Origin of the sequence: Actinomadura pelletieri DSM 43383 (genome assembly GCF_003634705.1) — a bacterium.
Lineage (GTDB): Bacteria > Actinomycetota > Actinomycetes > Streptosporangiales > Streptosporangiaceae > Spirillospora > Spirillospora pelletieri.
This window is the reverse complement of sequence record NZ_RBWU01000002.1, coordinates 721,167-747,022: the sequence shown is the minus strand read 5'-3', so window position 1 is coordinate 747,022 and position 25,856 is coordinate 721,167. Positions and strand designations below refer to the sequence as shown.

Genomic DNA, 25,856 nt, shown 5'->3' with positions numbered 1-25,856 from the left:
TGAGATGATGTCGGCCGTGCAGCGTTTTGAGACCGCGAGTCTTGCCCTCATCCCCGGTGAGCGAGTCCGAGCCGAGGTAGTCAGTCATCAGCCATGGGGCGTGATGGTCAAGCTGATCGGGCACGAAGATCTTGGTGCCTCAATCGACATGATGGAGCAGTTTCGTAGGACTCCGACCAGTCGTGACGAATTGCTGAATCTTTATCCGGTCGGCGCAGAGATTGACGCCGTGGTTCAACAGGTTCGTCGGTTGCACCCACCTGCCTGGATCCGGCTCAGCATACGATCCGCGGACCTGGAGAGCTTCGCCTGGCCGTGCGACTTCTGCGGCGAGAAGGCCACGTTGAGCCCGGGAGGCGACGGCCTTGTCCTGGACGTTCGAAGCAACGACGGCCCAGGAAGCGGCACGTTCATCTCTCACCGAGCGTGCCTGGCCAAACAAATCTCGGAGAACACAGGCGAGCGTGCCCGAGCGTTCGAGATCGGGAGGATGGCACGCACTACCGAGACGGATGACCAGCACACTGATCAAGATCCGGAGCAAACGCGGAACAAAGACGATAGGTGATTTTGAAGTAGGAAGATCGGGACAGTTCAAGGGCCTCAGAGCCCTCAACAACAGGTCAGCGGCTCCCGGAGCCGGGTGCGCAAGTACGAATTTTGCAGGGGGCACCGCTGAACGATCGGCCGGTTTCCGCGCTTGGCCTGCGGAAACCGGCCGATTTCGTTCATCCGCCGTGTGGCATCGGGTGCACTACGGGACGCGTATGACGGTGGGCGCGTGCCAAGTGTGGGCAGGCTCTAGCCCTCCAGGGCTCCGTCCATGAGTTCCTCCCAGACCCGATCCTGCCCGGCGGGGTCAGCGACCCCATCGAGCAGCGAGGCCCGGCAGTTTCTCAGCTCAGGACGTCAGCGTCACCGAAGTCGCCTTATCGTTTCTCCAGTCGGCCAGCGCATCGGCCTTGTACCAGGCGTTCGACCAGTGGATCAGATACCGCCCGGTGGAGTCATACTCGTCGGTCAGCGCCCCTATGGCCGCGCCCGACTGGTTGTTCTCAAGCGCGCTGGCCCGGCGGGACCAGCCGTAGTGCTCCAGGTTGTACTTACCGTAGTCGTAGAAGTTGATCATCGCGCCGCCTTCACGGTCCCAAAGGGCGTGCTCGTAAACGCAGTAGTATCCGTACCTGCAGTGGATTCGAGCGTAGGCGGACACGTCATCGGTCTTCTGCGGCAGGGGGAAGGTCATGACGACCTTGCCGCCAGCCCATTCGATCTGGTTCTTGCCCTTCTGCCTGCCGCTGTACTTGGCGATGTGCCGATCGATCTTCCGCTGCAGATCCGTAGCGTCCACCGAAGCGAACGCCGATACCTGCGGCTCTTTACTCGGAGCCGGAGAAGGTGATCCGGCATGGGCGGGCAGCGCCCCGAGCATGAGAAATCCGGTGGCACTGAGCAGCGTGAACATACGACGTTTCATCAGGGTCCCCGTCCCGGTAATACGCGCACCGCGCGTTTCGGTGAACACGATTATTGCCACAATGAGTCGCCGAGCACAGCCGGGAAACTGCCAAACTTCAACGATTTACCGCCAGATTCCTACTGGTCACCGGCATGACCGGCAGGAGCGGGCGCGGTGAGGTGCTCCGGCGTGCCCGGGAGGTAATCCCCGCACGATCTTTGATCGTGACGGGGGCATCACTGGACCCCTGGTGCTGAACATGGGGCGGTACCTACGAGGAAAACGGCGGGCGAACCTGATGTTGGTGTCGGCACTGCGTAGCCGGCTCGACGCCCGGATGGCTACGCTCCGGGATGGTGCCGTGCGCTGGACGATCCGGTGGGACGATGGCGGACCCGGCGGTCAGGGTGGGGTCTCACGGGCGGTACTCGCCCGGCGGTTCATCGCGCTGGTCGGTGAGCCGCCGATGGCCTATTTGGTGAGTTGGAGGATCGCCCTGGCCGCGGACCTGCTCCGGCGCCGGCCACACGGTGGACACCATCGTCTGAATGGTCGGCTATTCCTACGGATACGCCTTGAGCGTGGCGTTCAAGCGCCTGCACGGCATGCGGCCCACGGGCCACCGGAACTCGATATCGGCCCGATGGCCCGGATGAGACGCAATCGTTCGGACGGGCCCTCAGCCCAAGGGCTGCACGCTCGCGCTACTCCTGCTTCGTGGAGTTGGCCTGGGGACAACCATTAGGCCCATGGGGGCGTCTCCCAGACTCTGTGGTCGCGGGGCGGGTTTGCTAGGAGTGGTCGGCGAGTTTGAAGGCGAGTTCGGTCTCCCACTTGGTGAGGTCGGGTTCTCGGGTGGGGTCGGTTTCGTAGATTTCGAGGCGACAGGCCCAGCGGTCGTTGGTGACGTCCCAGGTCAACTGTTCGGCCTTGGCCCAGTCGAGCAACTCGGTGGTGCGCTTCAGCAGCCCGTCGGGGTGGCCGATGTAGGTGACGGTCGCGTATCGCCCGGCGGGCAGTGTTCCCGCGAGGACCTCGCCGTCGGGCTCGATCGGCGTCAGGACGGGAACTCCCGCCTCGATCTCCATCTCGCCATCCGCGGCGAACGCGTTGTACTTGAGGAAGGGCGCTCCGGCCGGGGCGATCCCGTGCGCGCCGAGCCAGCCGAAGAGTTCCGGGATGCGGTCGGCGATCTCGCCGATGGCCTGCATGGTGACCCGGCGTCTGATCGCCACGTACGGCTGCGCGGCCCGTTCCTCGATCTTGGGTTCTGTCGTCATGGACGGACTGACCGTCCCAGTCCCGCAAACTCATCGGTCGCAGTCGATTTCCGACCGTCGGCAGGGACGTAATGGGTTTTTTGGGACGGCGTGGGGTGGGCCGGCGATGCGGCCGTCACCGACGCGCGCCTGCGGACTTCACCCCGCCGACGCTCTGTGGACCTTCGGGTAGGGGCCGGGCAGTCGGTGACCACATGCAGCAGCCCCCGCGGACCGTCGACGTCGGCCGCCCGGTTCACCTCCGCGGACCGAAACCCTATGCGGGAGGCTCCGAGTCTGCCCCGAGGAGGAATTCTCTTCAGCGGTGCGGCTGGCCATCGCCACTGCCACGCACGCTGTTGATGATCGAGATTTTTGGAATTACGCGGACGCTGTATGGGTCCCCGCACCGGTGCACTCCCAGGCGCGACTTCGGGATCGGGCTCGTCTGAGGAACGCCCACCCCTATTCCATTACCGTGACCGACTGGCTGACCGTTTTCGGAGCGGAACGCTAGAGTTCGTGCGAAACCAGACGGACGAAGACCCCCGACGGGGACCCATGACACGCGACCTCCGGGGGCCTGGTCACCCGGCATGCAGGGAAAGTCATGTATCAAACACTGAAGGATATAGGGTGCGTATTATCGATCATTTTATTTTCTGTTACAGCCTTGGCCATTATTGTATTCTTTTACGCCATGTTTCCGGTGGGGAGAGAGGAGGACGCCTTCCCTGACACGAACGTCACCATAATAAATGAGACCCGTAGTCCGGTGCGCATCGCTCATTACGACGCGACCACGGGATTTCGAACTACCGCCATGCCCTTGGAGATCGCCCCCGGAGCAGAACGGCCGGTCGATGGTGGAGATGACTGTAAACGTCGTTATCGAATTCCCAGAGAGGGAAACTACCTGTTCGCCCAGACCGCCGACGGTCGCGCGGCAACGCTCGGGCCGCCACAGCCGTGTGGAGGTGTCCGCTGGCGAATCACCCGAGAGTCACTTCGCGAAGGCGTCAACCCGCAGCCGGATCCGCCGCTGTGGAGCCGGTGACCTGCCGCATGTGAGGAAGGCCCGGAAGCGCGAGCGGCTCGGCGGTTAGCCTTGGCGGCGTGATCATGTCGGAGTGGGTCGAGCAGCCCGTCGCGCCGAGGTGGCTGCTGGTCGACGACGAACGTGACGAGGAGAGCGCTCAAGAGAGATCTCTGGCGTTGTGCGTCGACATCGACGGTTTGTTCGTTGAGCCCGCGCCGGCTCCGGTCGCGGAGTTGTACACGCTGATCGGCTGCGAGCCGGCGGGGACCTTGCGGGACGTCCTATCCCTCATCGGAACCGATCAGGCATGGCTGGCGAGCATCATTCTGGATCCGGTACACGATCCGGAGCGGCCGCTCCCGCGCGGCTGCCAACGCTATTCGCATGGTTGCTCGTGCATGGAAGAGTTGTGCGACGTCACGGTCATCGGCCAACGCCCCTCGCCGGCCGGGTCCGGGCTCATGGATATCGACCTGCGCGGGTATCTGCGAATACTGCCCGAGGACCACTGGCCTCCCGCGCGGCCACCGGCCGCGCAGGCGTTCGTGCTCTCCGACACGGACGGAAGTGCTCTGGGACGCTGTCACAGGACCGATGGGATCTTCCGGGAACGTGCTCGTCCGCCCATCCGGCCGGTGACGCTCGTCGGTTGCCGTCCCGCACCTCCGCTGCAGGACATGCTGGAACGGAGATCAGCCCGGCGCAGCCATTTCCGGGCGATGATCCACGCTGTGGACCGGGGTGGGAACGTCGTCTCCACGAGTCACATGCTCTCGGTGACCGTGACCGGGACGCGTCCCAGCCCCCTGGGCGTCGGACTGGTCGACATCGACTTGGACAGCGGGTTCGCCGATCCCCTTCCGCACGGCGCCCGAGAGATCTGGGATCTCTGGCACGAGGGCCGTCCCACCCGGCCGAACCTGTGGTCCGGCTACGACCGGGCGCTGCGCAACGAATGGTGCCGGGCGGCGGTGAGTCACCATCTCCACGACCAGCCGGACCGGCCGCCGGGACGCACCTACGACCTGGACGGCCGCTACGTCACCGACCTCGAAGGCTTCTACTGCGCCCTCGGCGAGGCCGTCAACGGACCCGGCGGCTACTTCGGCTGGGATCCGCAAGGGCTTGGTGAATGCCTGCGCGGCGAGTGGGGTGCGACCCCTCCGTTCCGTCTGCGCTGGCACCACTCCGACGTGGCGCGCCGCCACCTCGTCCCGGGTTACGACCGCCCGTCCTACGACATCCGCGGCTGGCATCCCAGGACCACTCTGCGGGACATCCTCGAGTTCCTCACCGACGCGGATATCACCGTCGACCTTCGTTGACACGTCTACCGCGGGGCGTCCATCACGCCGACCGCCCCGAAACCGGACAGCGCCGGCGTCCAGGTGCGCGTGCCCGGTGTTCGGTGTGCGGCGGAACGTCGTCCGGACGCGTCAGGCTAGTCGGCGGACAGCGTGCGGGTGAAGTGGGCCGCCGCGGCGTCCGTCGCCGTTGTGACCTGTGGTTCCTGGTCGTAGAAGTCGAACTGGTCGCCCTCCGTCCAGACGAACTCCTTGGGGCCGGCCAGTGCGGCGTGGAAGCGCTTGGCGCCGTCGGGGATGGCGGCGTCCTCGCTGTGGACGAGCAGGACGGGCTGGGTGAGGCGCGGCGCCAGGGAGATCGAGTCGTAGCGGAGCCAGCCCTCCCAGGCCATCACCGCGAAGCGGTTGGGCCACTGCGGCAGGCCGCCGCGGTCGGGGTTCAGGTAGAAGTCGATGTCGAACGGCATCGCGGCGCGGGGGTCGGAACCGCTGACGACCGGCACGTACTCGACCACGCCGGTCTTCTCGTACTGCTCGCGCGCCCGCTCGGCCTCGGCGAGTTTGGCCGCGACACCCTCTTCTCCGCCGTACGCGTCCCGGCAGATCGTGGGGTCGTGCAGCCACGGCGCGACGAGTGCCAGCGACCGGATGCGGGGGTCGCGGACGGCATTCCCGCTCATGTACATCGCGGCCGCGCAGACGCCGAGGGCGCCGAGACGGGTGGCGTCCACGGCGGAATGTCCGGCGAGGAAGGTCACCGCGTGCTCGATGTCGCGGACCTTCAGCTCCGGCGACTCGTAGTCGCGCGGCTCGCCTTCGGATTCGCCGTAGCCGGTGAAGTCGAAGGACAGTGCGGCGAACCCGCGGTCGGCGAGCCGTTCGGCGTACCGGTCGGCCATCAGTTCCTTGACGCTCGTCCAGGTGCCCGCCACGGCGATGCCCGGCGCCGGGTCGGCGCCGTCCGGCAGGAACAGGTTGCCGGTCAGCGTGACACCGTCGGCGGGGAACTCGACCTTCTTCCTGGAGGTCATGAACGTTCGGCTCCTTCGATCAGTTCGCGTAGGTCAGTTCGGCTCTGGTGATGGACGATCCGTCCACGGTGAAGGCGTAGTAGGCCTCGAAGCCCCCTTGTCCGCCGGGGGCGAAGCGCACCAGGAGGCGTTGGTGGCCGGGGCGGTTCTCGGCGACCCTGATGACGGTCAGGCGACCGCCGATGACCTCGGCCTCGGCCCAGGCGCGGATGGCGGCGCGGCCGGTGAAGCGCCGTCCGACGTCGATGAGCTCGGCGTCCGTGGCGAACGCGCCCGCCAACGCGTCGAGGTTCCGGCCGTTGACCGCGTTGACGTAGGCGCTCACCGGCGGGAGCAACCCTTGCGCGGGGCGGTCCGCACAGGCGGCGGGTGTCTTCGCGGGGTCCTCGGCGGCGAGTTCCCGCGCGACGGCCTTGATGTTCTCCTGCACGATGGTCGGGAGGTCCGCGACCGGCGGGTGGCCCGGGTAGGCCCGGTCGAGTTCGGCGATGATCGACTTCTGCTCGCCGGTGCCGACCGTCCTGCCCTCGGGCGAGTTCGGGGCGACGGCTGGACGGACCAGGCCGCGGAACGCCCGCAGATACCGGCGTTGCTCTTCGATCAACGCGCGGGCCGGACCCGTGGCGCCGTGTCCGGGGTACATGGTCTTGGCGCCGGGGAAGCGCCAGCCGAGCCGGTCGAGGACCTGGAGCCAACCGCAACTGGTCCCCTCGATCAGTGCGGGGGTGACCTTGCCGGTCGCCAGGTCGCCGGAGAACAGGTCGCCGGTGTCGGGACGGTGGTAGACGGTCGCGGTGTCGGACTCACCGTGCGCGAATCCGGCGGTCTCCAGGCGGAGTCCCGCGATCTGCAACGGTGCGCCGTCCTCGAAGACACGGTCGGCGTAGATGGGCTTCGCGGGGAAGGCCGGGTTGGCCGAACGGGCGAGGGGATAGAAACCTCGCTTGTCCTCCCGCATCGTCGTGTCGGTCGCCTTGGACGCGTAGATCGGGGCCTTGGGGAACGCCTCGCGGAAGGCGCCCGCGCCGCCGACATGGTCGGGATGGGAGTGGGTGAGCAAAATCGCGGCCACCGGTTCGCCGGTCTTCTTGATCTCTGCCACGGCCTTGCGGGCGTCGGTCGGGGTGCGCAGGGTGTCGATGAGGATCAGCCCGTCCGGCGCACTGATCCAGTAGGTGTTGACCGAGCCGGGATTGGACGAGGCGAAACGGCCCGTTCCGGGATGTCCGGCAGCAGTGCTCCGTCCCGGTTCCGGCTTCTTGTCGTCGCTGGAACAGCCCGCCACCGGCGCGATCGCGCATGCGGCGGCGGAGCCTGCGGCGAGAAGGCGCCGCAATCTCTGGTTCATCAAGAGTCCAGGGTGACCGAATTCGCGAACACCTCGCCCGACCGGTCCCGCTCACGCTGGTCGGCATGCCATGCCATCCGGGTGCAGGCCTCGATGATCGCGAGACGATCGGCAGTGTCGCTCATGCGCCCCATCCTGGGGTCCGAGGTTCGAACACGTCCAATACCTGCTGTTATAACCATCGGCTATGGAGACGCCTTGCGCGGCCCGGCCGACCGGACGCGACACGATCGACGCCGGCGTGACGGCTCTCATATGGGAACGGATACCCCAGGGGGTATATTCGGGAGTCGGAGGTGCAGGGTGCAGGAGAACCTGGAGATGGACGCGACCGTCCTGGCCGACGCGCTCACCCGACTCCGGCGGGCTCATGGCCAGCTGGGCGGAGTGATCTCGATGATCGAGAATGCCGAGGACTGCGAGCAGGTGCTGATCCAGTTGGCGGCGGTGTCCAAGGCGATCGACCGGGCCGGATTCAAGATCATCTCTACCGGGCTGCGGCACTGCCAGGCGGCGGCCGAGCGTGGCGAAAAGCCACCGATCAGCGCCGAGCGCCTGGAGAAGCTGTTCCTGGCGCTCTCCTGACGTTCCGCCACCGAAACCGTGGCGGTCGTGTGCCTCGCGTATACCCCCCGGGGTATAGGAGATTTCGGTGGGTACCGGGGATTTCAGGACGACGTGAAGAGGGGGGAAACATGCCCGCGATCCGCATCGAGGTAGTGGAGACCTCGTCCTTGGGCGACCGCAGCTATCTGGCCCATGACGGGCAGGTCGCCCTGGTGGTCGATCCACAGCGCGACATCGACCGCTTCCTGACCCTGGCCGGACGGCTGGGCGTCCGCATCACGCACGTGGCCGAGACCCACCTGCACAACGACTACGTCTCCGGCGGTCTGGCGCTGGCCCGGTTGACCGGCGCCGTCTACCTGGTCGCCGCCGGTGACGACGTCGCCTTCGACCGCGCGGCCGTGGCCGGCGGCGACGAGATCGCCGTGTCGGAGACGATGCGCCTCCGCGCGGTCGCCACGCCGGGCCACACCTTCGACCACCTGTCCTACATCGTCTCGGGCCCGGACGGGCCGGTCGGGGTGTTCACCGGCGGGTCGCTGCTGTTCGGCACCACGGGCCGTACCGACCTGGTCGGAGAGGAGCACGCCCGTCCCCTGGCCTACGAGCAGCACACGTCGGCGCGCCGGCTGGCCGACCTCCTGCCGGACGGCGCGCACGTCTGGCCCACGCACGGCTTCGGAAGCTTCTGCTCGGCGGGCCGGTCCGACGTCGCGGCCTCGACCATCGGCCAGGAGAAGCGGTCCAACCCGGCGTTGCGGCTGGAGGCCGACGACTTCGTCGCGCAGACCCTCGAAGGGCTGGACGCCTACCCCGCGTACTACGCGCACATGGGCGTCCGCAACACCACGGCCGCGGACCCGGTCGACCTCACCCCGGCGCGCGCCGCGGACGCCACCGAACTACGCGAGCGCATCGCCGCGGGCGAGTGGGTCGTGGACCTGCGCTCCCGCAAGGCGTTCGCGCGGCGGCACCTGGCCGGGACGCTGAGCTTCGGCCTGGACGGCCCGATGTCGACCTGGCTCGGCTGGATGATCGAGTGGGGCGCGCCGCTCACGCTGCTGGGCGACAGCCGCGAGCAGGTGGCGGCCGCGCAGCGGGAACTGGCGCGCATCGGCATCGACCGCCCGGCCGCCACCGCGAGCGGCGCCCCGCAGGAGTGGGCCGGGGGCGACACGACCCGCCTGGGCGGGTTGGCCGTCGCGTCGTTCACCGACCTGGCCGCCGCACGCGCCGGGCGCGTCCCCGGTCATCTGCCCGCACCGGACGTCGTCCTTGACGTGCGGCTGCGCAACGAGTGGCGCGCCGGACACATCGACGGCGCGACCCATGTCCCGCTCCCCGAGCTGCCACACCGCCTGGACGAGGTGCCGCCCGGAACCGTCTGGGTGCACTGCGGCTCCGGCTACCGGGCCGCCGCCGCGAGCAGCCTGCTCCAGCGGGCCGGACGCCGGGTGGTGCACATCGATGACTCCTTCGACGACGCCGCTGAGGCGGGCCTGCCCATCACCGAGCACTGAAACCCGTACAGGAGACCTGATGACGCCCCCGCCCCTTCCTGTCACCCTGGACGCCGCGACCCTGCGGCGGCTCTTGGACGCGGGTGACGCGCCCCGCTTGATCGACGTGCGCACCCCCGGGGAATTCGAAAGCGCTCACATTCCCGGCTCCTACAACGTCCCGCTGGATCTGCTGCGCGAGCACCGGGCCGAACTGCGCGCCCACCTGGACGAACCGGTCGTGCTGATCTGCCACTCCGGACAGCGCGCCGCCCAGGCCGAGCAGGCGCTGGCGGCGGCGGACCTGCCGAACCCGCGCGTCCTGCACGGCGGAATCTCCGCCTGGCAGGCAGCCGGCGGGACCGTCGCGACCGGGCGTCCGCGCTGGGCCCTGGAACGCCAGGTCCGCCTGGTCGCCGGTTCCCTCGTGCTGGGATCGGTACTGGCCAGCACGGTCGCCGACCCGGCCAAATGGCTCGCCGCGGCACTCGGCGCCGGGCTCACCGTCGCGGCGCTGACGAACACCTGCGCCATGGGCATGGCACTGGCCAAGCTGCCCTACAGCCGCGGGTCCAAGGCCGACATCCGCACCGTCCTGACCGCACTGGCCGAACCTCGGTAGCGGAGCGGGGACATGCTGACCACGCTCGCCCTCGGCGCCGTCATCGGCGTTCTGCTCGGGCTGCTGGGCGGCGGCGGCTCCATCCTGGCCGTGCCCGCCCTCGTGTACGGGGCCGGCCTGCCGCTGGCCTCGGCGGTCCCGGCCTCCCTGCTCGTCGTGGGGATTTCCTCCGCCACCGCCGTCCTGCCGCGCGTTCGCGCCGGGCAGGTGCGCTGGCGGATCGCCGCGATCTTCGGCGGCGCGGGCGCCGCGGCGGCGTTCGGCGGCGCCGCGTTGAACCGCCTCCTGCCGGGCCGGGCCGTCCTGCTCGGCTTCGCCGCTCTCATGGTCGTGGCCGGGTGGCGGATGCTGGCGGAGTCCGGACGGCTGGAGGGCGGGGTGTGCGCGCTGCCCGGCGGCGGTGTCAACTGGCGCGGCTGCCTGCCCAGATCCCTCGGGGCGGGTGCGACGGTGGGCGTGCTGACCGGCCTGTTCGGGGTCGGCGGCGGGTTCCTCATCATCCCGGCGCTGGTGGTCGGCCTCGGCCTGCCCATGACCACCGCCATCGGCACCTCCCTGATCATCGTGATCGTCAACTCCGCCGCCGGATTCGGCGCCCACGCCGGAGACGCGTCACTGGACTACGGCGTCATCGCCGCGTTCACCGCCGCCGCCATCACGGGATCGCTGGTCGCCGCTCGGCTGACCCGGTACCTGGACGCCGACCGGCTCCGCCGCTGGTTCGCCTACCTGGTGCTCGGTGTCGCGGCCTTCGTCGCCGCCCAGGCCGCCCTCAGCCCGGCCGCTTCGACCTGAAAGCGGTCATGAGCGGTTCTCTTTGCGGCGGACGAACTTGAGTCCGGACCAGTCTTCGCCCAGTGCGGCGACCTTGACGTCGACCACGCCCGTCGGGAGGAAGAGGTCGCGCAGGCCGTTCTCGGTGATGTCGCTGTCGTGTCCGGCGGCACGGCGGGGCCAGGCGATCCAGAGAGCGGACGCGTCCGCCAGGTCCTGGACGAGCCGGGGCCCCTCGGCGGCGAGGTCGGCGAACGTCCGGTAGAAGGCCACGGTGACGTCGGCGTCCACGGTTCCGCCGTCGGAGACCGCGCTGTCCTCGGGAAGGTCGGGGATCGTCCAGCCGTCCGGACGGTGCGTGAGACGTACCCGATGGCCGGGCTTGATGCCGATCTTCCTGGCGAGCGGAGTGCCCGAGTACCCAGAGGCCATGGCGTCACCCTAACCCCGCCTCGACGTGCCGGAGCACCCACGAAAGCCAGGGCATGGACGGTGCTCGTCCCCCCTTTCGGCGGGGTGTCAGCCGGTCGTGAAGGAGCTGATGGCGCGGTTGGCTCGGTCGGCCATGGCGGCCAGCGCGCCGGCCAGTTCGGGCGGGTCGAGCAGGGTGTAGTCGAGGGGCAGCAGGGTGATGCGGTAGGCGAGGAAGTGCAGGGAGTCCGAGTGGGTGTGCAGCAGGCAGGTGGCGTCGTCCACCGGCTCCAGGGCGCCCTGCCAGGCGGTGACGTGCGCGGCGGCCTCGTCGGCGGGGACGTGCAGGAGCACCCGGGCGCGGATCGTCCCGGAACCGCCGGCCAGCGAGTCCATCGCCCAGGCCGCGGCGTCCACGCCGCCGGGCAGGGTCCGTTCGGGCCCCCGGACTCCGGTGCGGTGCGGGCCGGCGATGCGGTCGACACGGAAGGTGCGCCAGTCGGCGCGGTCCTCGTCGTGGGCGACCAGGTACCAGCGGCGGCCGACGGTGACGAGCCGGTGCGGCTGCACCAGCCGCCGCGTGTCGACGCCGCCGGCGGAGGTGTAGGCGAAGCGGACCTTCTCGCGGGCGGTGCAGGCGGCGGCGAGCAGCGCCAGCGTCTCGGGGTCGGCGGGCGGCGGGCCGGCGACCTGGGGTGGCAGGGCGACGGCCGCCTCGCCGATGGCGGTGACATGGTGGCGCAGCCGGGCCGGCAGGACCTGTTCGAGCTTGGCCAGCGCGCGGGGGGCGGCGTCCTCGATGCCGGCGACGGCGCCCGCGGCGGCGGTGCGCAGCCCGACCGCGATGGCGACGGCCTCCGCGTCGTCCAGCAGCAGCGGTGGCATCGCCGTGCCCGCGGTGAGGCGGTAGCCGCCGATGTTGCCGCGCGCGGCATGGACGGGATAGCCCAGCTCGCGGAGCCGTTCGACATCGCGGCGCACGGTCCGGGGCGTGACGCCGAGGCGTTCGGCGAGTTCCGAGCCCGGCCATTCCCGGGGGGTCTGGAGGAGGGACAGCAGTCGCAGCAGCCGTCCGGACGGATCGCGCATGTTCTTCATCCTGCCGCCCTTCTAGGACTTTCAGTGACCTAATGGCCGCCTATCGTCGGAGACGTCAGCCGGGAACGCCCCGGCGGGACGAGGGGAGAACGACATGTTCCGTGGATTCGCGACGATCGTCTTCTGGGCCGACGACCTGGAGGCCGCGAAGGACTGGTACTCGCGCGTGCTGGAGATGGACCCCTACTTCTCCCGCCCCGGCCCGGACGGGAACACCGCCTACTACGAGTTCCGCGTCGGCGACTACCAGAACGAGTTCGGGCTGATCGACGGCCGGTACCGCCCGTCGTCCGGCGAGCCGGGTGGGGCGATCATGTACTGGCACGTGGACGACCTGGACGGCACGTTCGAGCGGCTGCTGTCGCTGGGCGCGAAGGAGCACGAGCCGATCTCCGCCCACGGCGACGCAGGGTTCGTCACCGCCTCGGTGGTCGACCCGTTCGGCAACGTCCTCGGCATCATGAACAACCCGCACTACCTGGAGATCCTCGAAACGCTCCGGCCGTCCGGCGAGAAATAGCGCCCCGAACGCCGCCGCCTGACGCCCTCATGGGCCGTCAGGCGGCGTTCGATGTCAGAGTGACCGACTGCGGCCAACGTGCCCGTACGACCACGGGCCGTGAGGGCAGACCGGAAAAATTCCATCCGTGTCGGACTACTCTCTGGACTGGACCGTCGTCGATGTCGAGACCTCCGGGTTCCGGCCTTCACAGCATCGGGTGCTGTCGGTCGCATTACTCGCGATCGGCCGGGACGGTCAGGTGACCGGCCGGTTCTCGTCGCTCCTGAACCCCGGCTGTGATCCCGGGCCCGTCCATGTTCATGGGCTCACCCGGCAGCGGCTCGCGGGGGCTCCCCGGTTCGAGGAGGTCGCTCCGGACATCGCCGCCCTGCTCAGCGGACGTGTCATGGTCGCCCACAACGCGCGCTTCGACTACGACTTCCTGGCGCACGAGTTCGCCCGTGCCGAGGTGCCGCTGCCGGTCGACCGCCGGCTGTGCACCCTGGCGCTCAACCGTCGGCTGGCACCTCCCACCCCGGACATGCGGCTCGGGACGCTGGCCTCCCACTACGGCGTCGTCCAGCGCAAGGCGCACGACGCGGCCGACGACACCCGCGTCCTCGCCGGAGTGCTGAACGGGTCGCTCGCCGCCGCGGCCCGCCTCGGCCTCGACCTGCCGCTGGTGCCGTGCCCGCCCCGCCGGACCGCCCGGGTCGGCGACCACCCGGAGCGCGTCCCCAAGGTCCCGTGCGCCTACCGCAATCCCGGCCGGCTCACCGCCGGCGCGCCGCTCGTCCAGGGCATGAAGATCGCGATCACCGGCGACACCGGGACGCCGCGCGCCGAGCTGGCGGCGCGGGCGGCCGAGGCGGGGCTGAACATGATGTCCACGGTCAGCCGGCACACCAGCGCGCTGGTGACGAACCACCCGGACTCGCCCAGCGCCAAGAGCAGGCGTGCCGCGGCCGAGGGCGTCACGCTCATCGACGAGTCCACCTTCCTGCGTCTGCTGCAGGACGTGCGTCCCGGCGTCCCGCACGGTGTCTCGACGGGCGCGCAGAGTCCGTCACGCCCCGCCCCCGCGAGGCCGCGTCCCGAGCGCGGCCCGTTGACGGGACGGCGGGTGCTCGTCCTCGGCGGCACCCATCCCCATGCCGCGGCCACCCGCGCACGCGTCGTCGAACTCGGCGGCGCCGCCGCCGTCAACCTGTCCGCCAGCGTCACCGACGTCGTCGTCCTCCCCGGCGGGGAGCGCGACCGGCGCATGGGCCGCGTCCGCTCCCTCGAACTGCCCGTGCACGAGGAGCCCTGGCTGAAGAAGCCGTCCCCGGCGCAGGCGTTCGGCGACGGCGCGGCACGGTCGAAGCCGGCCGCGGTCGTCGTCCTGCCGCGGGGCGGCGCCACCGATCTCCCCGCGACCTCGCACGCGGCGCGGTGGACCGTCGCCGCCACCTGGACCCACCGGGCGGCCTGCGACATCGACCTCGTCGCCTTCGCCCTGGACGAGGACGGGCAGGTGTCCCGTGACGAGGACTTCGTGTTCTACGGCGCGCCCGAGGCGCCCGGCGGAGCCGTCACCCTGTCCGCGGACGGTCCGGCCGAGCAGTCGATGACGGTCGACACCGCGACGCTTCCCTCGGCGGTCCACAAGGTCGTCATCGCCGCGGCCATCGACGGGACCACGACCTTCGGCACGGCCGGCGCCATCGAGATCACCGTCGCGCCCGGCAGCAGCGAGGCGGTCCTGGCGCAGGCGACGCTCGACGCCGCGACCACCGAGCGCACGATGCTGCTCGCGGAGGTCTACCGGCGCGGTCCGTCCTGGCGTCTGCGCGTGGTCGGCCAGGGGTACGACCACGGCCTGGACGAGCTGGCCCGCGGTTACGGCGTCGACGTCGACGACTGAACGGCGCCGCGCCGGGGCGGGGTCAGCGGCCGAGGCCGGCGTCGCGGGCGCGGAGGATCGCCTCCGCGCGGTCGGCCACCTGGAGCTTGGCGAACACGTTCGAGACGTTGTTGCGGACGGTCTTGGGCGACAACCCGAGCCGCTCGGCGATCGCCGGGTTCGGCAGGCCCAGTGCGACCAGTTCGAGGACGTCCCGTTCCCGGGCGGTGAGCTGCGGGAACGGTTCGTCGGCGGCGGGGGCGGCGGCGATCCGGGCGAAGTAGTCCGCCACGCGGCCCGCCAGCGCCGGGCCGAAGATCACCTCGCCGCCCGCCACCGCGGACACCGCCCGCAGGATCTCGTGCTGGTCGGCGCCCTTCACCAGGTACCCGCGGGCTCCGGCGAGCATCGCGGCGAACACGCTCTCGTCGTCCTCGTGCATGGTCAGCACCAGCACCCCCGTCCCGGGACGGGCCGCGAGGATCCGGCGGGTGGCGTCCACGCCGCCGAGCCGCGGCATCTGGAGGTCCATGACCACCACGTCCGGACGCAGCCGGGCCGCCATCTCGACGGCCGTCGCCCCGTCCGGCGCGGTCCCGACGATCTCAACCTCGCCGGTGGACTCCAGCATGAGCCGCAGCCCGTCCCGGTACACCGGATGGTCGTCGGCGAGCAGCACCCGCGGTGTCACGGCGCGCTCCCGGTCAGCGGCAGCGGCTCCGACTCGGCGACATCGCGCGGCCCGAACGGCAGGACGGCGCGGACGAGCGTCCCGCCGCCGGGCCGGGCCGACACCGCGCACCGCCCGCCGAGTTCCTCGGCCCGCTCCCGCATCCCGACCAGCCCGACGCCGACGAGCGCTCCCGGTGGGACGCCGCGCCCGTCGTCGGCGACCTCCACCTCCAGCGCGTCCTCGCACGCCTCCAGCCGGACGTCGCAGCGTGTCGCCTCCGCGTGCCGCGACACGTTCGCGAGCGCCTCCGCCACGATCCGGTACGCCGCCTCCTCGGCCGCCGCCGGGAGCGCCGCGAGTTCGCCCGCACAGTGGAGCCGCACCCGCAGCGACCGCCCCTGGAACCGCTCCATGAGCTGCTCGACCGCCCCGGCCAGCCCGAACTGGTCCAGGGACGGGGGCCGCAGATCGTGCACGAGACGCCGTACGTCCGACAGCACCACCGACAGGTCCTCGCGGACCGACTCCAGGGTCGCGTCGGCGGCGGCGCCGTCCTTCGGTGCCAGGTTGCGGGCCGCCTCGATCTTCAGGGCGGCCGCGGCCAGCGACGGGCCCAGGCCGTCGTGCAGGTCGCGGCGCAGCCGCCGCCGCTCCTCGGCGATCCCGGTCACCAGTTGCTCCCTGCTGCGCTGGAGTTCCTCGGTCAGCGCGGTCGCCCGCGCGGCGGCGGCCGCCTGGCGGACCACGTCCGCGAGGAGGCGCTGGTCGGACGCCGGGAGCCGGGAGCCCGTGCGCGGTACCAGCGCCAGCCGTCCGATCGCCGCGCCACGGTACCCGAACGGCAGGACGACCACGTCGTCCCGGGCCGTTCCGTGCTCCACGACGACCGTCCGGCCGTCCGCGCGGTCCAACTCGACCCGCACGTACGGGGACCGGAAGGACTCCGCCACCACCCGCGCCACCTCCAGCAACAACTCGTCGGGGCCCATGGAACGTTCTAGCCGGCGGGCCAGTGCCGACACCACGTCGTAGGGTTCCGCGCGGCCCGTCAGCACCCGGTTCACCCAGCGCTGCAGGCGCAGTCGCAGCGGCGCGTACAGGACGGCGACCACGCCCGCGCCCGTCACCGCGGCGAGCGGCTCGTCGATGAACGTCCCCGCGAGGACGAACACCGCCACGTCGATCCCGATGACGACCGCGGCCAGTCCGGCGTACAGGAGCGTCCAGCCGAGGAGCAGGTCGACGTCGTAGAGCCGGTACCGGGCGACCGCGACCAGCACCGCCACCGCGATCGCCGCGTGCATGAGGATGAGGGAGATGTCGCCGATCCACCAGTTCAGCGACGGCGAGAGCACCTCGGTCAGCACCATGCCCGAGGCGAACGCGACGACATTGACGATCAGCGCCAGCAGCATCCACCGCAGTTGCGCCCGCCGCACCGGGTCCGACCGGCGGAACCGCACCGTGAACGCGGCGATCGACACCCCGAAGGAGGTGAGGAAGCCCGCGTAGAACATCCACCCGGACACCGGCCAGAGCCCGGCGGGGAGCGGGGGCGTCAGCGGGTCCAGCGGGACGTCCCGCAGGCCCGGCGCGAGCGGCTCGCCCTGCGAGAACACGTCCCACGGCACCATCAGCAGTGCCATGACCCCGACGAACTGCGCGGTGATCGCCGCCGCGACCGGCCAGCGCCAGCGCCGCGAGGGCAGCCGCCCGTCCGGGAAGAACATCAGGGTCAGCGGCACGATCATGTTGATCATGGGGCCGAAGCGGCCGCCCGCGTAGACCGCGAACGCCGTCAGCGGCAGGTCGCCGTCATGCTCCAGCACCGACAGCGACGCGTACGCCGCGGCGACGCCGTCCAGGACCGCGATGGACCCGCCCGCCAGCATGAGCCAGGTCAGCGGATGCCGTGGCAGCCGCGTCGCGAGGACGCCGCCCGCGACCGCCACCGGAAACCCCGAGCCCGCCGACCCCCAGTGCGCCCAGTTCAGCGGGTCCGGCGGCGTGCCGGCGCCCGCCAGCAGGGCGTCGAGCCAGACGGTCGCGGCGGTCGCCGCGGCGCACAGCACGGCGATCGCGACGGCGGCCGGCCTCAGGAGCCGCTCGCCCCGAGGCGCCGGGTGAGCGCTCCTCATCAGGCCAGCTTGACCCGCACGGCGTCCCGATCACCTGGGTCCGGCGTCCTTGCAGGCCAGGACAGGGGTCACTGGTGAATCGGGGGGCTGCGGGGGTCGCTCGCGCCGTCCCTGTCACTGGGCGCCCGGGACATCGGGGACGGAGCGTCAGGGTCACCGGCGGCGCGCCCCTGCACCGCCCCGTCACGGGAGAGAAACGAATGACCGTGCACATCCGGCCAAGCTCCGTCTATCCGCACGACCCGTCCGACCCCGGGCCCGGGGGGCTGCTGATCCGCACCCGGCTCACCGGCGCCGCGCTCGTCGCCGGCACCACCGCCTGGATCACCGGGCTGCTCATCGCCGGGGACGACCTCCAGGACGACGTCGTCCCCGTCGAGATCTGGGGCAGCCTGGCGTTCCTGCTGGGCGTGGCGTCGCTGGTCGTGCTGGTGCTGTCCACCAACGCCACCGGGAGCCGCAAGGGCCGTTACATCCCCATCGTGGAGCTGGTGCTGCTCGTGCCGGCGATGATCTGGTGCCCGCTCATCGTCGCCTACCCCGAGGACACCCCCGCCTGGGTGATCCCCTTCGACATCTGCTGGCCGCTGTCGATGCTCGGCATGCTCGTCATCGGCATCGCCGTCGCCAAAGTGGGCCGCTTCCGGGGAGTGCTGCGCTGGCAGGTCCTGCTGTGCGGGCTGTGGCTGGTCGTCGCGGGCGCGGGGCAGGCCGCGCTCGGGGACGAGGGCGGCACCTACCCGGGCGCGGCCTGGCTCGGCATCTCCTACGGCGTCCTCGGCCTACGGCTCGCCGTGACTCCCCGCATCGTCCTGCCGGCCGCACCCCCCGTACCCGCCGCGCCCGTGTCCTGATCGGGCGGGTCGAGGGGTGGCTGAGCCCGCCGGTGGGTTGACTCGAGGGCCGTCCGTCCATGGACGGTCCCTCGACGGGAGCGGGGGCCCCGAACCCACCGGCGGCCGGCCCCTCCACAGCGGCGAGAATTCCGAAAAGGGATCATGGCATTTTCGAATTTCGGACGGTCCACGTGAAATGGAACGTTCGGATGAACTGATCATCCGACTGAAACTCTTCTGCTTACTGAATGGTTCGGATCGTATTACCATCCCGCCCATCCTCGGCTAGATTGGCCACGTTTGGAACTGCCGACGGGGTTGGTGATGTGGACCATGAGCGACTCTGGCGTGCCCTCCTTCGCCGCGGGTCGGGAGGCACGGGACCGTTTCGCCGAGCGGCTCCGGCGCCTGCGCGCGGAGGCGGGGAACCCCTCGTTCCGGGTCATGGCGGCCACGTCCCGGTCGGTCAGCCACGCGACCCTGCACGAGGCGGCCAAGGGGACGAGATTTCCGAGCTGGACGACGACACAGGCCTTCGTCGAGGCGTGCGGAGGCGATGTCGAGGAGTGGCGGGAACACTGGTGCGCCGCGCTGGGCTCGGATGCCGGGCCGTCCGAGGAGCCGGCCGCGGGCCGGGACGAGTCGCCGAACGTGAAGGAGAACGAGGACGGATCGGCTTGGACGGAGCCATATCCCGTGCCCGTCCCCCGGCGCAGGCGCCGCCGCCGGATCATCGCGGTCGTCGTGGGCTGCGCAGCGCTCGGCGGTGCGGGCCTCGGCGCGGTCCTGCTGGCGGACGACAAGGAACGGCCGGCGCGGGAGAGCGGCACCAAGCTCGTGCAGCAGTCACCGCCGTCCGGCCCGCTGTTCGCCGGCGACCGAAGCGTCTTCATCGGCGATGTGACGATTCCCGACGGCACCGTGGTGAAAACCGGGCAGCATTTCATCAAAACCTGGGAACTCGCCAATGCGGGCACCGTCCCCTGGCGCGGACGCTTTTTGGCGCGCGCCCTCCTGCCCGCAGATAACGGAACCTGTTCGACTCCGGCGAAGGTTCCCATTCCCGATACCGCCCCCGGCGGTCGCGTTCGGGTCAGTGTCGGGGTCACCGCACCGACCAGTCCGGGGTCATGCTGGGTCGGCTGGAAGATGGTCGACGGTCAGGGGAGGCAACTTCTTCCCGGTGCGCGTCCCGTGTATTTCGTGGTCAACGTCGCCCGCTAAGTCCGGCCGTGTAAGAGCATGTCAGAACCTGTCACACGGGGTACCTGACAACGTGCGGCCCCCGGCATGGTGGTCCCTGTCCGCACTCGGCGGACGGCACACAAGGGGGCTTCGATGAAACTCGCCAGGGGGACGCTGGTCGCTTTCATGGCCGTACCGGCGATCGTCGCGATTCCGCCGACCGCGCATGCAGAGACCGCGCTCGGCTGCGGCAACAAGGTTCAGATCGGCTTGACCGCCCATATTCGTCACGACGGGCAGACCTTCGCCTCCGTGAAGCAGTTCAGTGGCTGCGGAAAGAACTGGGCTTATCTCTACGTATGGGCCGGCTACCGCAATTCCCACCGGACCTGGAATGCCTGCGTGGCGATCGCCGACGACACCGACCGTTCGCTCGAGGGCCTTCAGTGCCGGATCGGGACCAAGGAGATCTGGTCGCTCGGGACCGACACGCTGAGGCACTGCACCCGGGCGGTCGGCTGGATCCCGGACGGGCCCAACGCCTACTCCACCAGGGTCTGCTGACGGGCTCGACCGCGCCTTCGGCGGCCGGACCGCCCCGGAGCCGGAGGCGCGCCCGCCGAGCGGGCTGACGACACCACACCTTTCCGACCGCCGCACGTGAGCGAACCGTGACGGCCCACTCCGCCGTGCCATGCGCGCGGCGCGATCCCCACCAGGAGGACCTGTGAAGCTGCCCTTATGCGCCGCCGCCCTCGCGGCGTCCGCCCTGCTCACCGCACTGACGGGACTGTCCACCGCACCGCCGGCGCGGGCCGCCGGCCGGGCCCTGCCGAGCGTGGACATGGAACTCGTCGTCAAGGCCGCCCAGATCGACCCGCGGCGGCCGGACTCCACGCCGACTCCGGGCGCCAAGACCGCCGTGCTCCTCGTCGAACGGGCGCTGCGCGACCGCGGGCTGCTCGGCGAGAAGTGGGTGGACGGGCATTTCGGAACGAGCACGACCACCGCCTACGCGAAGTACCAGAAGTCGCTCGGTCACACCGGACGGGCCGCCAACGGCCTACCGGGCAGGGCTTCGCTCACCGAACTCGGAAAGGGCCGGTTCAAGGTCGTCCGCGCCATCGCCCCGGGTTCCCGGGTGTCGATGGACGGTCACGTCGTCAACACCCGCACCCGCCGCATGCTGACCGAGGCGGAGCGGCTGCTCGGCCGCGATCTCGTGCTGGACCAGGGCTCCTACGACCCCGGCGGCGACCCGTCGTCCGCGGGCACCCACGACGGCGGCGGTGTCGTCGACATCTCGGTGCGCGGGATGAGCCCGGCCGCCCGCGTCAAGGCGGCCCGCGCGCTGCGTCGCGTCGGTTTCGCGGCCTGGGTGCGCAGCCCCCGGCAGGGCGACTGGCCGTGGCACATCCACGCCGCGGCCATCAGCGACACCGATCTGTCCGCCCAGGCCCAGCACCAGGTCGGCGACTACCACCTCGGCCGGAACGGGCTCGCCGACCGCGGACCGGACGACGGCCCGAAGGTGACCGTCCGCACCTGGGAGGAGTACCGGCGCCACTGACTAAACCGGAACCTCAGACACCCGCGAAAGAAGAGCCGGAGAACGGCTCGACAGAGAAAAGGAGAAACATCATGGGCACATTCACCAAGCTCCTCACCGTGGCGACGGCCGCGGCGGCGATCGGCGGAACGGCGGTCGCGACCGTCGCGCCCGCGTCGGCGGCGGAGGCCCGTAACGGGAAGTGCGAGGAGGGCGAGTTCTGCTACTACTACAACAGCAATAACAAGGGCTCGATCTCGGACTTCAATAACTCGGTCGCCAACTACGGCGACAAGCAACCCTCCTGCTACGACTTCAAAGGACCCGGCACCGGAAAAGGCAAGTGCGTCAAGAACAACGCCGCCTCCATCTGGAACCGCACCGGCAAAACCGTCCGGGTCCACTACAACAGCAACAACCGCGGCGCCCACCAAGACTTCAACAAGGACGCCAAGGCCAACCTGAGCCCCAGGCTGAAGAACCAGAACGCCTCACACGAGTTCGCGCCGACGAACCGCGTGAACATGTCGTACGCGCTCTACATGAACAGCGGCGGACGGCTCACCTGCCCCTTCGACGGTTACCACGGCAGGTCCGGCCGGCACGAGGGCATCGACTTCGCCCGCGGCAACGGCTCGGACGTCCATGCCCTGCTGCCAGGCAGGATCACGCGCGTCAAGGAGGGCTACAACGGGTCCTCGGGGCTGTCCACGATCGCGATCTACAACTCCGATCTGCGGAGGACGATCGTTTATCTGCACACCGATCCGCGCAATTCCCTGCGCGTCGGCCAGTCGATCAGCAAGGGACAGGTCATCGCCGACGAGGCATGGCGCGGAATCTCGTACAGCTCGGGCGCGCACACCCACGTCGAGATGCGCCCCGGATCGCACACGCACGCGTCCCCGAGCAGCGATGGACGGCTGGAAAACCCGAAACCGAACGCGTTCTGGAGCAGCCAGGGCTACAACGTCCGCTAACACTCGCGACTCTTCACAGAAAGGAGGACGACCATGTCCACGCGAACTTTACGGTTGACCTCACGGCTCAGCGCGGTCACCACCGCACTGGTTCTCGGCGGGACGATGCTCACCGTCACCGCGGCACCCGCCTCGGCGGCGGAGGCCCGTAACGGGAAGTGCGAGGAGGGCGAGTTCTGCTACTACTACAACAGCAACAACAAGGGCTCGATCTCGGACTTCAATAACTCGGTCGCCAACTACGGCGACAAGCAACCCTCCTGCTACGACTTCAAGGGACCCGGCACCGGCAAGGGCAAGTGCGTCAAGAACAACGCCGCCTCCATCTGGAACCGCACCGGCAAAACCGTCCGGGTCCACTACAACAGCAACAACCGCGGCGCCCACCAAGACTTCAACAAGGACGCCAAGGCCAACCTGAACCGCAGCCTGAAGAACCAGAACGCCTCACACAGCCTGCTGGATCTTGGTTGCAAGACGGACGCCACCCACTCCAAGCCGCCCTCGACGATCCTCGTGTACATGAGGTCCCAGAAGCGAGTGAAGCGGGTGGACTTCAAGGACTACGTCAAGAACGTCCTGCCCAACGAGTGGATCCCGAGCTGGCCGGACGAGTCCCTGCGGGCCGGGGCGGTGGCCGTCAAGAGCTACGGCTGGCACTGGGCTCTGCACTCGACGCGCAGGACGTCGTGGGGCGCCTGCTTCGACGTCTACGACGACGTGTGGAGCCAGGTGTACAGGCCCGGCTCCGCGAAGCGGTCGACGAGCGCCGCGGTCGACGCGACGTGGAGCGCTCGCATGACCCGTGGCGGCAAGATCTTCCAGGCCCAGTACTGCCAGAGACCGACGGCGTGCCCCGACTGGCGGGACGGGAACTGGATGTCCCAGGAAGGCTCCCGTGACAAGGCCAGGGCGGGCTGGAACCACTCCCAGATCCTGAAGCATTACTACTGGAACATCGCTCTCCGACCCTGACCCGGAGACCGTCCACCCGAAGGGGTCCAGGACCGGCGCGCTCACACCGCGACCGCCGCCCTGGACCCCCTTCTCCGCGTGGAACCCCCGCTCCGGCCGCCCTGGCTCAGGTCAAGCCGCGTAATCGAGCAGCCATGGGGCCCGCGGCCCGACCGAGTTGAAGATTCCGCCCGGTTCATCTTCACGCTCACCGCCGGTCGGACGGCGTCCAGTGGCCCACCGAGAGCACCATGAAAGAACGTCAGCCCGAGCAGGAAGATCGTCGCCGGGAAGAGCGGCGACGGCATCCGGTACACGACCGCAAGCACAGCGCGCAGAGCATGTCCGAGGAAGCGCGAGCTAGGGCGGCGGCCTGCCCGAGCGGCACTACCCCGGACCATGAGCCCGACCTTGGGGTGACATCGAGACCCTTCTGTCTGTTTTGTCGGGAAATGTCATTGGTGGTCACTCGTTCGATAGACGGCTCGGGAGGCGGCTGTGGAAAGATCATGAACCTATGGATCTGTGGTCGCCGGTGCGGTGGGTGCGGGCGGCGAGCTTCGCCGCCGCGTGTGCCGTGTTGGCGGCCGGCAGCCATGTCGCGGCCGGTGGACGGCTTGACCGGTCGGCGGTCGGCATCGGTTTCCTGGTGATGCTCGCGCTGGCGCTCGTGGCCACCCGCCGGGAGAGGACGATCGCGACGATCCTGCCCACGGTCGCCGCGGCCCAGGCGGTCCTGCACTTCGCGCTGTCGCAGTCCGGCACGGGCCATTCGGCGGCCGTGCCCGCCGCCGAGGCGTCCACGGCGATGTCGATGCCGATGCCCGAGCCGCACGACGGCTCGGGCGGGCTCGCCATGCTGCTCATGCACGCCGTCGCGGTGCTGGTCACCTCGTGGTGGCTGGAGTGCGGCGAGGCCAGGCTGTGCGCGCTGGTGCGCCGGCTGGCCCGCTGGACGCTGCGGGCGTTCGCCCGGCTGCGGCCGGCGCCCGTGTACGGCCCGGCCCGTCCGATACGGGCGCGACGCCGGCTCCAGGCGCCGGTGGACGCCGTCATCCTCCGCTACGCCATGGTCAGGCGCGGTCCTCCGGGGAGCATGGCCGCTCACGGCTGACACCGGGGCCTTCCGGGGCATCGGCGTCGCCGTTCTCGAGCGGACGACGCCACGGCATCCCGTCCTCCGAGGACGAGGTCCCGTTTCCCCCGAAGATCTCCGGTCGGTGCGGTGCTCCCGCCGCATGGCGCGTGCCGTACCGGCTGGGCGCCATGCCTTGGAGCCCGTATGTCAACGACGTCAGACTCGCCGTCCACGAAACCGGACCGCGCCCCGATCGCCCCTCCCGGTACGACCCGCCGCTCCGCCCGGCGCGAGGTGTGGCCGCTGGTGCGGCGGCTGCACTTCTACGCGGGCGTGTTCGTCGCGCCCTTCCTGGCCTTGGCCGCCCTGACCGGGCTGGCCTACGCGTTCACCCCGCAGTTCGACGCCGTCGTCTACAGCGACGAACTGCGCGTCGACCGGGTGGCGGGGGCTCGCCTCCCGCTGGCCGACCAGGTCCGGGCGGCCATGGCGGTGCAGCCCGGCACCGTCGCCACCGTCGTCCCCCCGGCCGAGGCGGACGCCTCGACGCAGGTGGTCCTGTCCGTGCCGGGGTTGGGCGAGAAGGACCGCACCGTGTACGTCGACCCCTACACCGGTCGCGTACTGGGCGTGCACACCACCTGGTCCGGCAGCACGCCGATGACCGCCTGGCTGGACGAACTGCACCGCAGCCTGCACCTCGGCACCCCCGGGCGGCTGTACTCGGAGACGGCCGCGAGTTGGCTGTGGGTCATCGTGACCGCCGGGGCGGTGATGTGGCTGGGCCGCCGCCGCCACTACCGGGGCCGCGGCCCGTCCCTCCGGGCCTTCCGGTTCGACCGCTCGGCGAAGGGCGTGCGGCGCACGCGGAGCAGGCACGCCGTGACCGGCGTATGGCTGGCCGCGGTTCTGCTGTTCCTGAGCGCGACCGGCCTGACCTGGTCCGACCATGCCGGGGCCCGGTTCGACACGGTCCAGGAGAAGCTTCGGTCGACCGCGCCCAAGCTCGACACCGCACGGCCCGGAACCGCGCCCGCCCCCGGCGGTGGCGGCGGGCATCACGGCGGCGGAGGCGCACCGTCCGGGACGGCCGACCCCGCCGCCGACGTCGACACGGTGCTGGCGACTGCGCGCCGGGCGGGAATGGACGGCCCGGTCGAGATCAGCACGCCCGAGGACGCCCGTAGCGTGTGGAGCGTCGCGCAGGTCGACAACCGGTGGCCGGTGCGCCGGGACAAGGTCGCCGTGGACGCCTCCACCGGGCGGGTCACCGACCGCGTGACCTGGGCCGAGACGCCCTGGCTCGCGAAGCTGTCCTCGCTCGGCATCCAGTTCCACATGGGTCGGCTGTTCGGTCTGGCGAATCAGATCCTGCTGGGCACCGCCGCGCTCGGCCTGCTCGGGGTCATCTTCTGGGGCTACCGGACGTGGTGGCGGCGTCGCCCCGTCCGCGCCGACCGCCGCGCATCCGTCGGACGTCCCCCGGCCCGCGGCGCCTGGCGGAGGCTTCCGCGTCCCCTTCTTCTCCTCGGCGTCCCCGCCGTCCTGCTGGTGGGGTGGGCGGTGCCGATGCTCGGAATCACCCTGGTCGCCTTCCTCGCGATCGACGGCCTCCTTGGTGCGCTGCGCCGCCGCCGGACGGCTCCGACCGGCACCGGCTGAGCG

26 protein-coding genes are annotated in these 25,856 nt (G+C 70.2%); 17 read left to right on the top strand and 9 right to left on the bottom strand.

All coding sequences use genetic code 11. From position 1 onward, the window contains the following. The first annotated feature begins 16 nt into the window (after nt 1-16). Nucleotides 17-568 (top strand): hypothetical protein, encoded by a 552-nt coding sequence (locus BZB76_RS10175; protein ID WP_211342929.1) that lies wholly within the window; start codon nt 17-19, stop codon nt 566-568. Nucleotides 569-901: 333 nt separating this feature from the next. Here the strand turns inward: BZB76_RS10175 and BZB76_RS10170 are convergent, their stop codons facing one another. Both BZB76_RS10170 and BZB76_RS10165 read right to left on the bottom strand, forming a co-directional pair. Further along, nucleotides 902-1,525 carry a hypothetical protein gene (locus BZB76_RS10170; RefSeq protein ID WP_147449400.1) on the bottom strand — a complete coding sequence of 208 codons (624 nt, stop codon included), beginning with the start codon at nt 1,523-1,525 and terminating at the stop codon, nt 902-904. Between the two features lie 725 nt (nt 1,526-2,250). Next, nucleotides 2,251-2,739 (bottom strand): GyrI-like domain-containing protein, encoded by a 489-nt coding sequence (locus BZB76_RS10165; RefSeq protein ID WP_121434029.1) that lies wholly within the window; start codon nt 2,737-2,739, stop codon nt 2,251-2,253. 589 nt (nt 2,740-3,328) lie between these two features. Between BZB76_RS10165 and BZB76_RS34195 the strand changes: the two genes are divergently transcribed. Together BZB76_RS34195 and BZB76_RS10160 are read left to right on the top strand one after the other, a co-directional pair. After that, on the top strand, nt 3,329-3,775 hold the full coding sequence (locus BZB76_RS34195) for a hypothetical protein (RefSeq protein WP_147449399.1): 447 nt from the start codon (nt 3,329-3,331) through the stop codon (nt 3,773-3,775). A gap of 65 nt (nt 3,776-3,840) precedes the next feature. Next, complete coding sequence (locus BZB76_RS10160; RefSeq protein WP_121434612.1) at nt 3,841-5,082, top strand: barstar family protein; 1,242 nt, start codon at nt 3,841-3,843, stop codon at nt 5,080-5,082. A gap of 116 nt (nt 5,083-5,198) precedes the next feature. On the opposite strand, the gene BZB76_RS10155 is transcribed toward BZB76_RS10160, so the two are convergent. From BZB76_RS10155 to BZB76_RS36350, 3 genes are read right to left on the bottom strand one after another with little or no spacing between them, the layout of a single operon-like run. Beyond that, nucleotides 5,199-6,092, bottom strand: a complete 894-nt coding sequence (locus tag BZB76_RS10155; RefSeq protein WP_121434028.1) for an alpha/beta hydrolase — start codon at nt 6,090-6,092, stop codon at nt 5,199-5,201. A 19-nt stretch (nt 6,093-6,111) separates the two neighbouring features. Continuing rightward, nucleotides 6,112-7,440 carry an MBL fold metallo-hydrolase gene (locus BZB76_RS10150; protein WP_170180569.1) on the bottom strand — a complete coding sequence of 443 codons (1,329 nt, stop codon included), beginning with the start codon at nt 7,438-7,440 and terminating at the stop codon, nt 6,112-6,114. Further along, complete coding sequence (locus BZB76_RS36350; protein WP_281273861.1) at nt 7,440-7,565, bottom strand: hypothetical protein; 126 nt, start codon at nt 7,563-7,565, stop codon at nt 7,440-7,442. The genes BZB76_RS10150 and BZB76_RS36350 overlap by 1 nt, the downstream gene beginning before the upstream one ends. Before the next feature lie 196 nt (nt 7,566-7,761). On the opposite strand from BZB76_RS36350, the gene BZB76_RS10145 reads away from it, so the two are divergent. The 4 genes from BZB76_RS10145 to BZB76_RS10130 all read left to right on the top strand — a co-directional run bounded on the left by BZB76_RS10145 (nt 7,762) and on the right by BZB76_RS10130 (nt 10,923). Next, nucleotides 7,762-8,025, top strand: coding sequence for a metal-sensitive transcriptional regulator (locus BZB76_RS10145; RefSeq protein ID WP_420534777.1), 264 nt, complete (start codon nt 7,762-7,764; stop codon nt 8,023-8,025). Between the two features lie 110 nt (nt 8,026-8,135). Further along, nucleotides 8,136-9,527 (top strand): MBL fold metallo-hydrolase, encoded by a 1,392-nt coding sequence (locus tag BZB76_RS10140; RefSeq protein WP_121434027.1) that lies wholly within the window; start codon nt 8,136-8,138, stop codon nt 9,525-9,527. A gap of 19 nt (nt 9,528-9,546) precedes the next feature. Next, nucleotides 9,547-10,128: a rhodanese-like domain-containing protein gene (locus tag BZB76_RS10135; RefSeq protein WP_121434026.1), complete on the top strand. Its 582-nt coding sequence runs from the start codon at nt 9,547-9,549 to the stop codon at nt 10,126-10,128. Nucleotides 10,129-10,140: 12 nt separating this feature from the next. Next, complete coding sequence (locus tag BZB76_RS10130; RefSeq protein ID WP_121434025.1) at nt 10,141-10,923, top strand: sulfite exporter TauE/SafE family protein; 783 nt, start codon at nt 10,141-10,143, stop codon at nt 10,921-10,923. Between the two features lie 6 nt (nt 10,924-10,929). Here the strand turns inward: BZB76_RS10130 and BZB76_RS10125 are convergent, their stop codons facing one another. Together BZB76_RS10125 and BZB76_RS10120 are read right to left on the bottom strand one after the other, a co-directional pair. After that, entirely contained in the window at nt 10,930-11,334 is a 405-nt protein-coding gene (locus tag BZB76_RS10125; protein ID WP_121434024.1) for a DUF3052 domain-containing protein, read from the bottom strand. A gap of 87 nt (nt 11,335-11,421) precedes the next feature. Continuing rightward, nucleotides 11,422-12,402, bottom strand: coding sequence for a helix-turn-helix transcriptional regulator (locus BZB76_RS10120; RefSeq protein WP_121434610.1), 981 nt, complete (start codon nt 12,400-12,402; stop codon nt 11,422-11,424). Nucleotides 12,403-12,505: 103 nt separating this feature from the next. Between BZB76_RS10120 and BZB76_RS10115 the strand changes: the two genes are divergently transcribed. Continuing rightward, the gene (locus BZB76_RS10115; RefSeq protein ID WP_121434023.1) at nt 12,506-12,931 is read left to right on the top strand and encodes a VOC family protein; all 426 of its coding nucleotides are present in this window, start codon (nt 12,506-12,508) and stop codon (nt 12,929-12,931) included. A gap of 127 nt (nt 12,932-13,058) precedes the next feature. Beyond that, nucleotides 13,059-14,819 carry a DEDDh family exonuclease gene (locus tag BZB76_RS10110; RefSeq protein ID WP_246006859.1) on the top strand — a complete coding sequence of 587 codons (1,761 nt, stop codon included), beginning with the start codon at nt 13,059-13,061 and terminating at the stop codon, nt 14,817-14,819. A gap of 22 nt (nt 14,820-14,841) precedes the next feature. Here BZB76_RS10110 and BZB76_RS10105 read toward each other — a convergent pair whose 3' ends face one another. Continuing rightward, the gene (locus BZB76_RS10105) at nt 14,842-15,489 is read right to left on the bottom strand and encodes a response regulator transcription factor (RefSeq protein WP_121434021.1); all 648 of its coding nucleotides are present in this window, start codon (nt 15,487-15,489) and stop codon (nt 14,842-14,844) included. Continuing rightward, entirely contained in the window at nt 15,486-17,609 is a 2,124-nt protein-coding gene (locus BZB76_RS10100; protein WP_121434020.1) for a sensor histidine kinase, read from the bottom strand. Before BZB76_RS10100 ends, BZB76_RS10105 begins: the two co-directional genes overlap by 4 nt. Before the next feature lie 200 nt (nt 17,610-17,809). On the opposite strand from BZB76_RS10100, the gene BZB76_RS10095 reads away from it, so the two are divergent. The 8 genes from BZB76_RS10095 (at nt 17,810) to BZB76_RS10060 (ending at nt 25,853) form a co-directional block, all read left to right on the top strand. Beyond that, a complete protein-coding gene (locus tag BZB76_RS10095) occupies nt 17,810-18,463 on the top strand; it encodes a hypothetical protein (RefSeq protein WP_121434019.1) in 654 nt (217 codons plus the stop codon). Nucleotides 18,464-18,778: 315 nt separating this feature from the next. Next, nucleotides 18,779-19,669 carry an NBR1-Ig-like domain-containing protein gene (locus tag BZB76_RS10090; RefSeq protein ID WP_121434609.1) on the top strand — a complete coding sequence of 297 codons (891 nt, stop codon included), beginning with the start codon at nt 18,779-18,781 and terminating at the stop codon, nt 19,667-19,669. Between the two features lie 114 nt (nt 19,670-19,783). Next, complete coding sequence (locus BZB76_RS10085; RefSeq protein WP_147449398.1) at nt 19,784-20,194, top strand: hypothetical protein; 411 nt, start codon at nt 19,784-19,786, stop codon at nt 20,192-20,194. Between the two features lie 163 nt (nt 20,195-20,357). Then, nucleotides 20,358-21,200 (top strand): peptidoglycan-binding protein, encoded by an 843-nt coding sequence (locus BZB76_RS10080; RefSeq protein WP_121434017.1) that lies wholly within the window; start codon nt 20,358-20,360, stop codon nt 21,198-21,200. A 71-nt stretch (nt 21,201-21,271) separates the two neighbouring features. Further along, entirely contained in the window at nt 21,272-22,159 is an 888-nt protein-coding gene (locus BZB76_RS10075) for a peptidase inhibitor family I36 protein (RefSeq protein ID WP_121434016.1), read from the top strand. A 33-nt stretch (nt 22,160-22,192) separates the two neighbouring features. Then, entirely contained in the window at nt 22,193-23,134 is a 942-nt protein-coding gene (locus BZB76_RS10070) for a SpoIID/LytB domain-containing protein (RefSeq protein WP_147449397.1), read from the top strand. Nucleotides 23,135-23,630: 496 nt separating this feature from the next. Further along, a complete protein-coding gene (locus BZB76_RS10065; RefSeq protein WP_121434014.1) occupies nt 23,631-24,227 on the top strand; it encodes an MFS transporter in 597 nt (198 codons plus the stop codon). Nucleotides 24,228-24,395: 168 nt separating this feature from the next. Beyond that, a complete protein-coding gene (locus BZB76_RS10060) occupies nt 24,396-25,853 on the top strand; it encodes a PepSY-associated TM helix domain-containing protein (protein ID WP_121434013.1) in 1,458 nt (485 codons plus the stop codon). Nucleotides 25,854-25,856 lie beyond the last annotated feature (3 nt).

Bases quoted from the DNA above. Each gene is read 5' to 3' on its own strand.
- BZB76_RS10070 (WP_147449397.1), top strand. From the start codon at position 22,193: ATGTCCACGCGAACTTTACGGTTGACCTCACGGCTCAGCGCGGTCACC.
- BZB76_RS10130 (WP_121434025.1), top strand. From the start codon at position 10,141: ATGCTGACCACGCTCGCCCTCGGCGCCGTCATCGGCGTTCTGCTCGGG.
- BZB76_RS10075 (WP_121434016.1), top strand. From the start codon at position 21,272: ATGGGCACATTCACCAAGCTCCTCACCGTGGCGACGGCCGCGGCGGCG.
- BZB76_RS10140 (WP_121434027.1), top strand. From the start codon at position 8,136: ATGCCCGCGATCCGCATCGAGGTAGTGGAGACCTCGTCCTTGGGCGAC.
- BZB76_RS10115 (WP_121434023.1), top strand. From the start codon at position 12,506: ATGTTCCGTGGATTCGCGACGATCGTCTTCTGGGCCGACGACCTGGAG.
- BZB76_RS10085 (WP_147449398.1), top strand. From the start codon at position 19,784: ATGAAACTCGCCAGGGGGACGCTGGTCGCTTTCATGGCCGTACCGGCG.
- BZB76_RS10100 (WP_121434020.1), bottom strand. From the start codon at position 17,609: ATGAGGAGCGCTCACCCGGCGCCTCGGGGCGAGCGGCTCCTGAGGCCG.
- BZB76_RS10145 (WP_420534777.1), top strand. From the start codon at position 7,762: ATGGACGCGACCGTCCTGGCCGACGCGCTCACCCGACTCCGGCGGGCT.
- BZB76_RS10125 (WP_121434024.1), bottom strand. From the start codon at position 11,334: ATGGCCTCTGGGTACTCGGGCACTCCGCTCGCCAGGAAGATCGGCATC.
- BZB76_RS10065 (WP_121434014.1), top strand. From the start codon at position 23,631: ATGGATCTGTGGTCGCCGGTGCGGTGGGTGCGGGCGGCGAGCTTCGCC.
- BZB76_RS10150 (WP_170180569.1), bottom strand. From the start codon at position 7,440: ATGAACCAGAGATTGCGGCGCCTTCTCGCCGCAGGCTCCGCCGCCGCA.
- BZB76_RS36350 (WP_281273861.1), bottom strand. From the start codon at position 7,565: ATGAGCGACACTGCCGATCGTCTCGCGATCATCGAGGCCTGCACCCGG.
- BZB76_RS10120 (WP_121434610.1), bottom strand. From the start codon at position 12,402: ATGCGCGATCCGTCCGGACGGCTGCTGCGACTGCTGTCCCTCCTCCAG.
- BZB76_RS10095 (WP_121434019.1), top strand. From the start codon at position 17,810: ATGACCGTGCACATCCGGCCAAGCTCCGTCTATCCGCACGACCCGTCC.
- BZB76_RS10155 (WP_121434028.1), bottom strand. From the start codon at position 6,092: ATGACCTCCAGGAAGAAGGTCGAGTTCCCCGCCGACGGTGTCACGCTG.
- BZB76_RS10165 (WP_121434029.1), bottom strand. From the start codon at position 2,739: ATGACGACAGAACCCAAGATCGAGGAACGGGCCGCGCAGCCGTACGTG.
- BZB76_RS34195 (WP_147449399.1), top strand. From the start codon at position 3,329: ATGTATCAAACACTGAAGGATATAGGGTGCGTATTATCGATCATTTTA.
- BZB76_RS10090 (WP_121434609.1), top strand. From the start codon at position 18,779: ATGAGCGACTCTGGCGTGCCCTCCTTCGCCGCGGGTCGGGAGGCACGG.
- BZB76_RS10160 (WP_121434612.1), top strand. From the start codon at position 3,841: ATGTCGGAGTGGGTCGAGCAGCCCGTCGCGCCGAGGTGGCTGCTGGTC.
- BZB76_RS10135 (WP_121434026.1), top strand. From the start codon at position 9,547: ATGACGCCCCCGCCCCTTCCTGTCACCCTGGACGCCGCGACCCTGCGG.
- BZB76_RS10060 (WP_121434013.1), top strand. From the start codon at position 24,396: ATGTCAACGACGTCAGACTCGCCGTCCACGAAACCGGACCGCGCCCCG.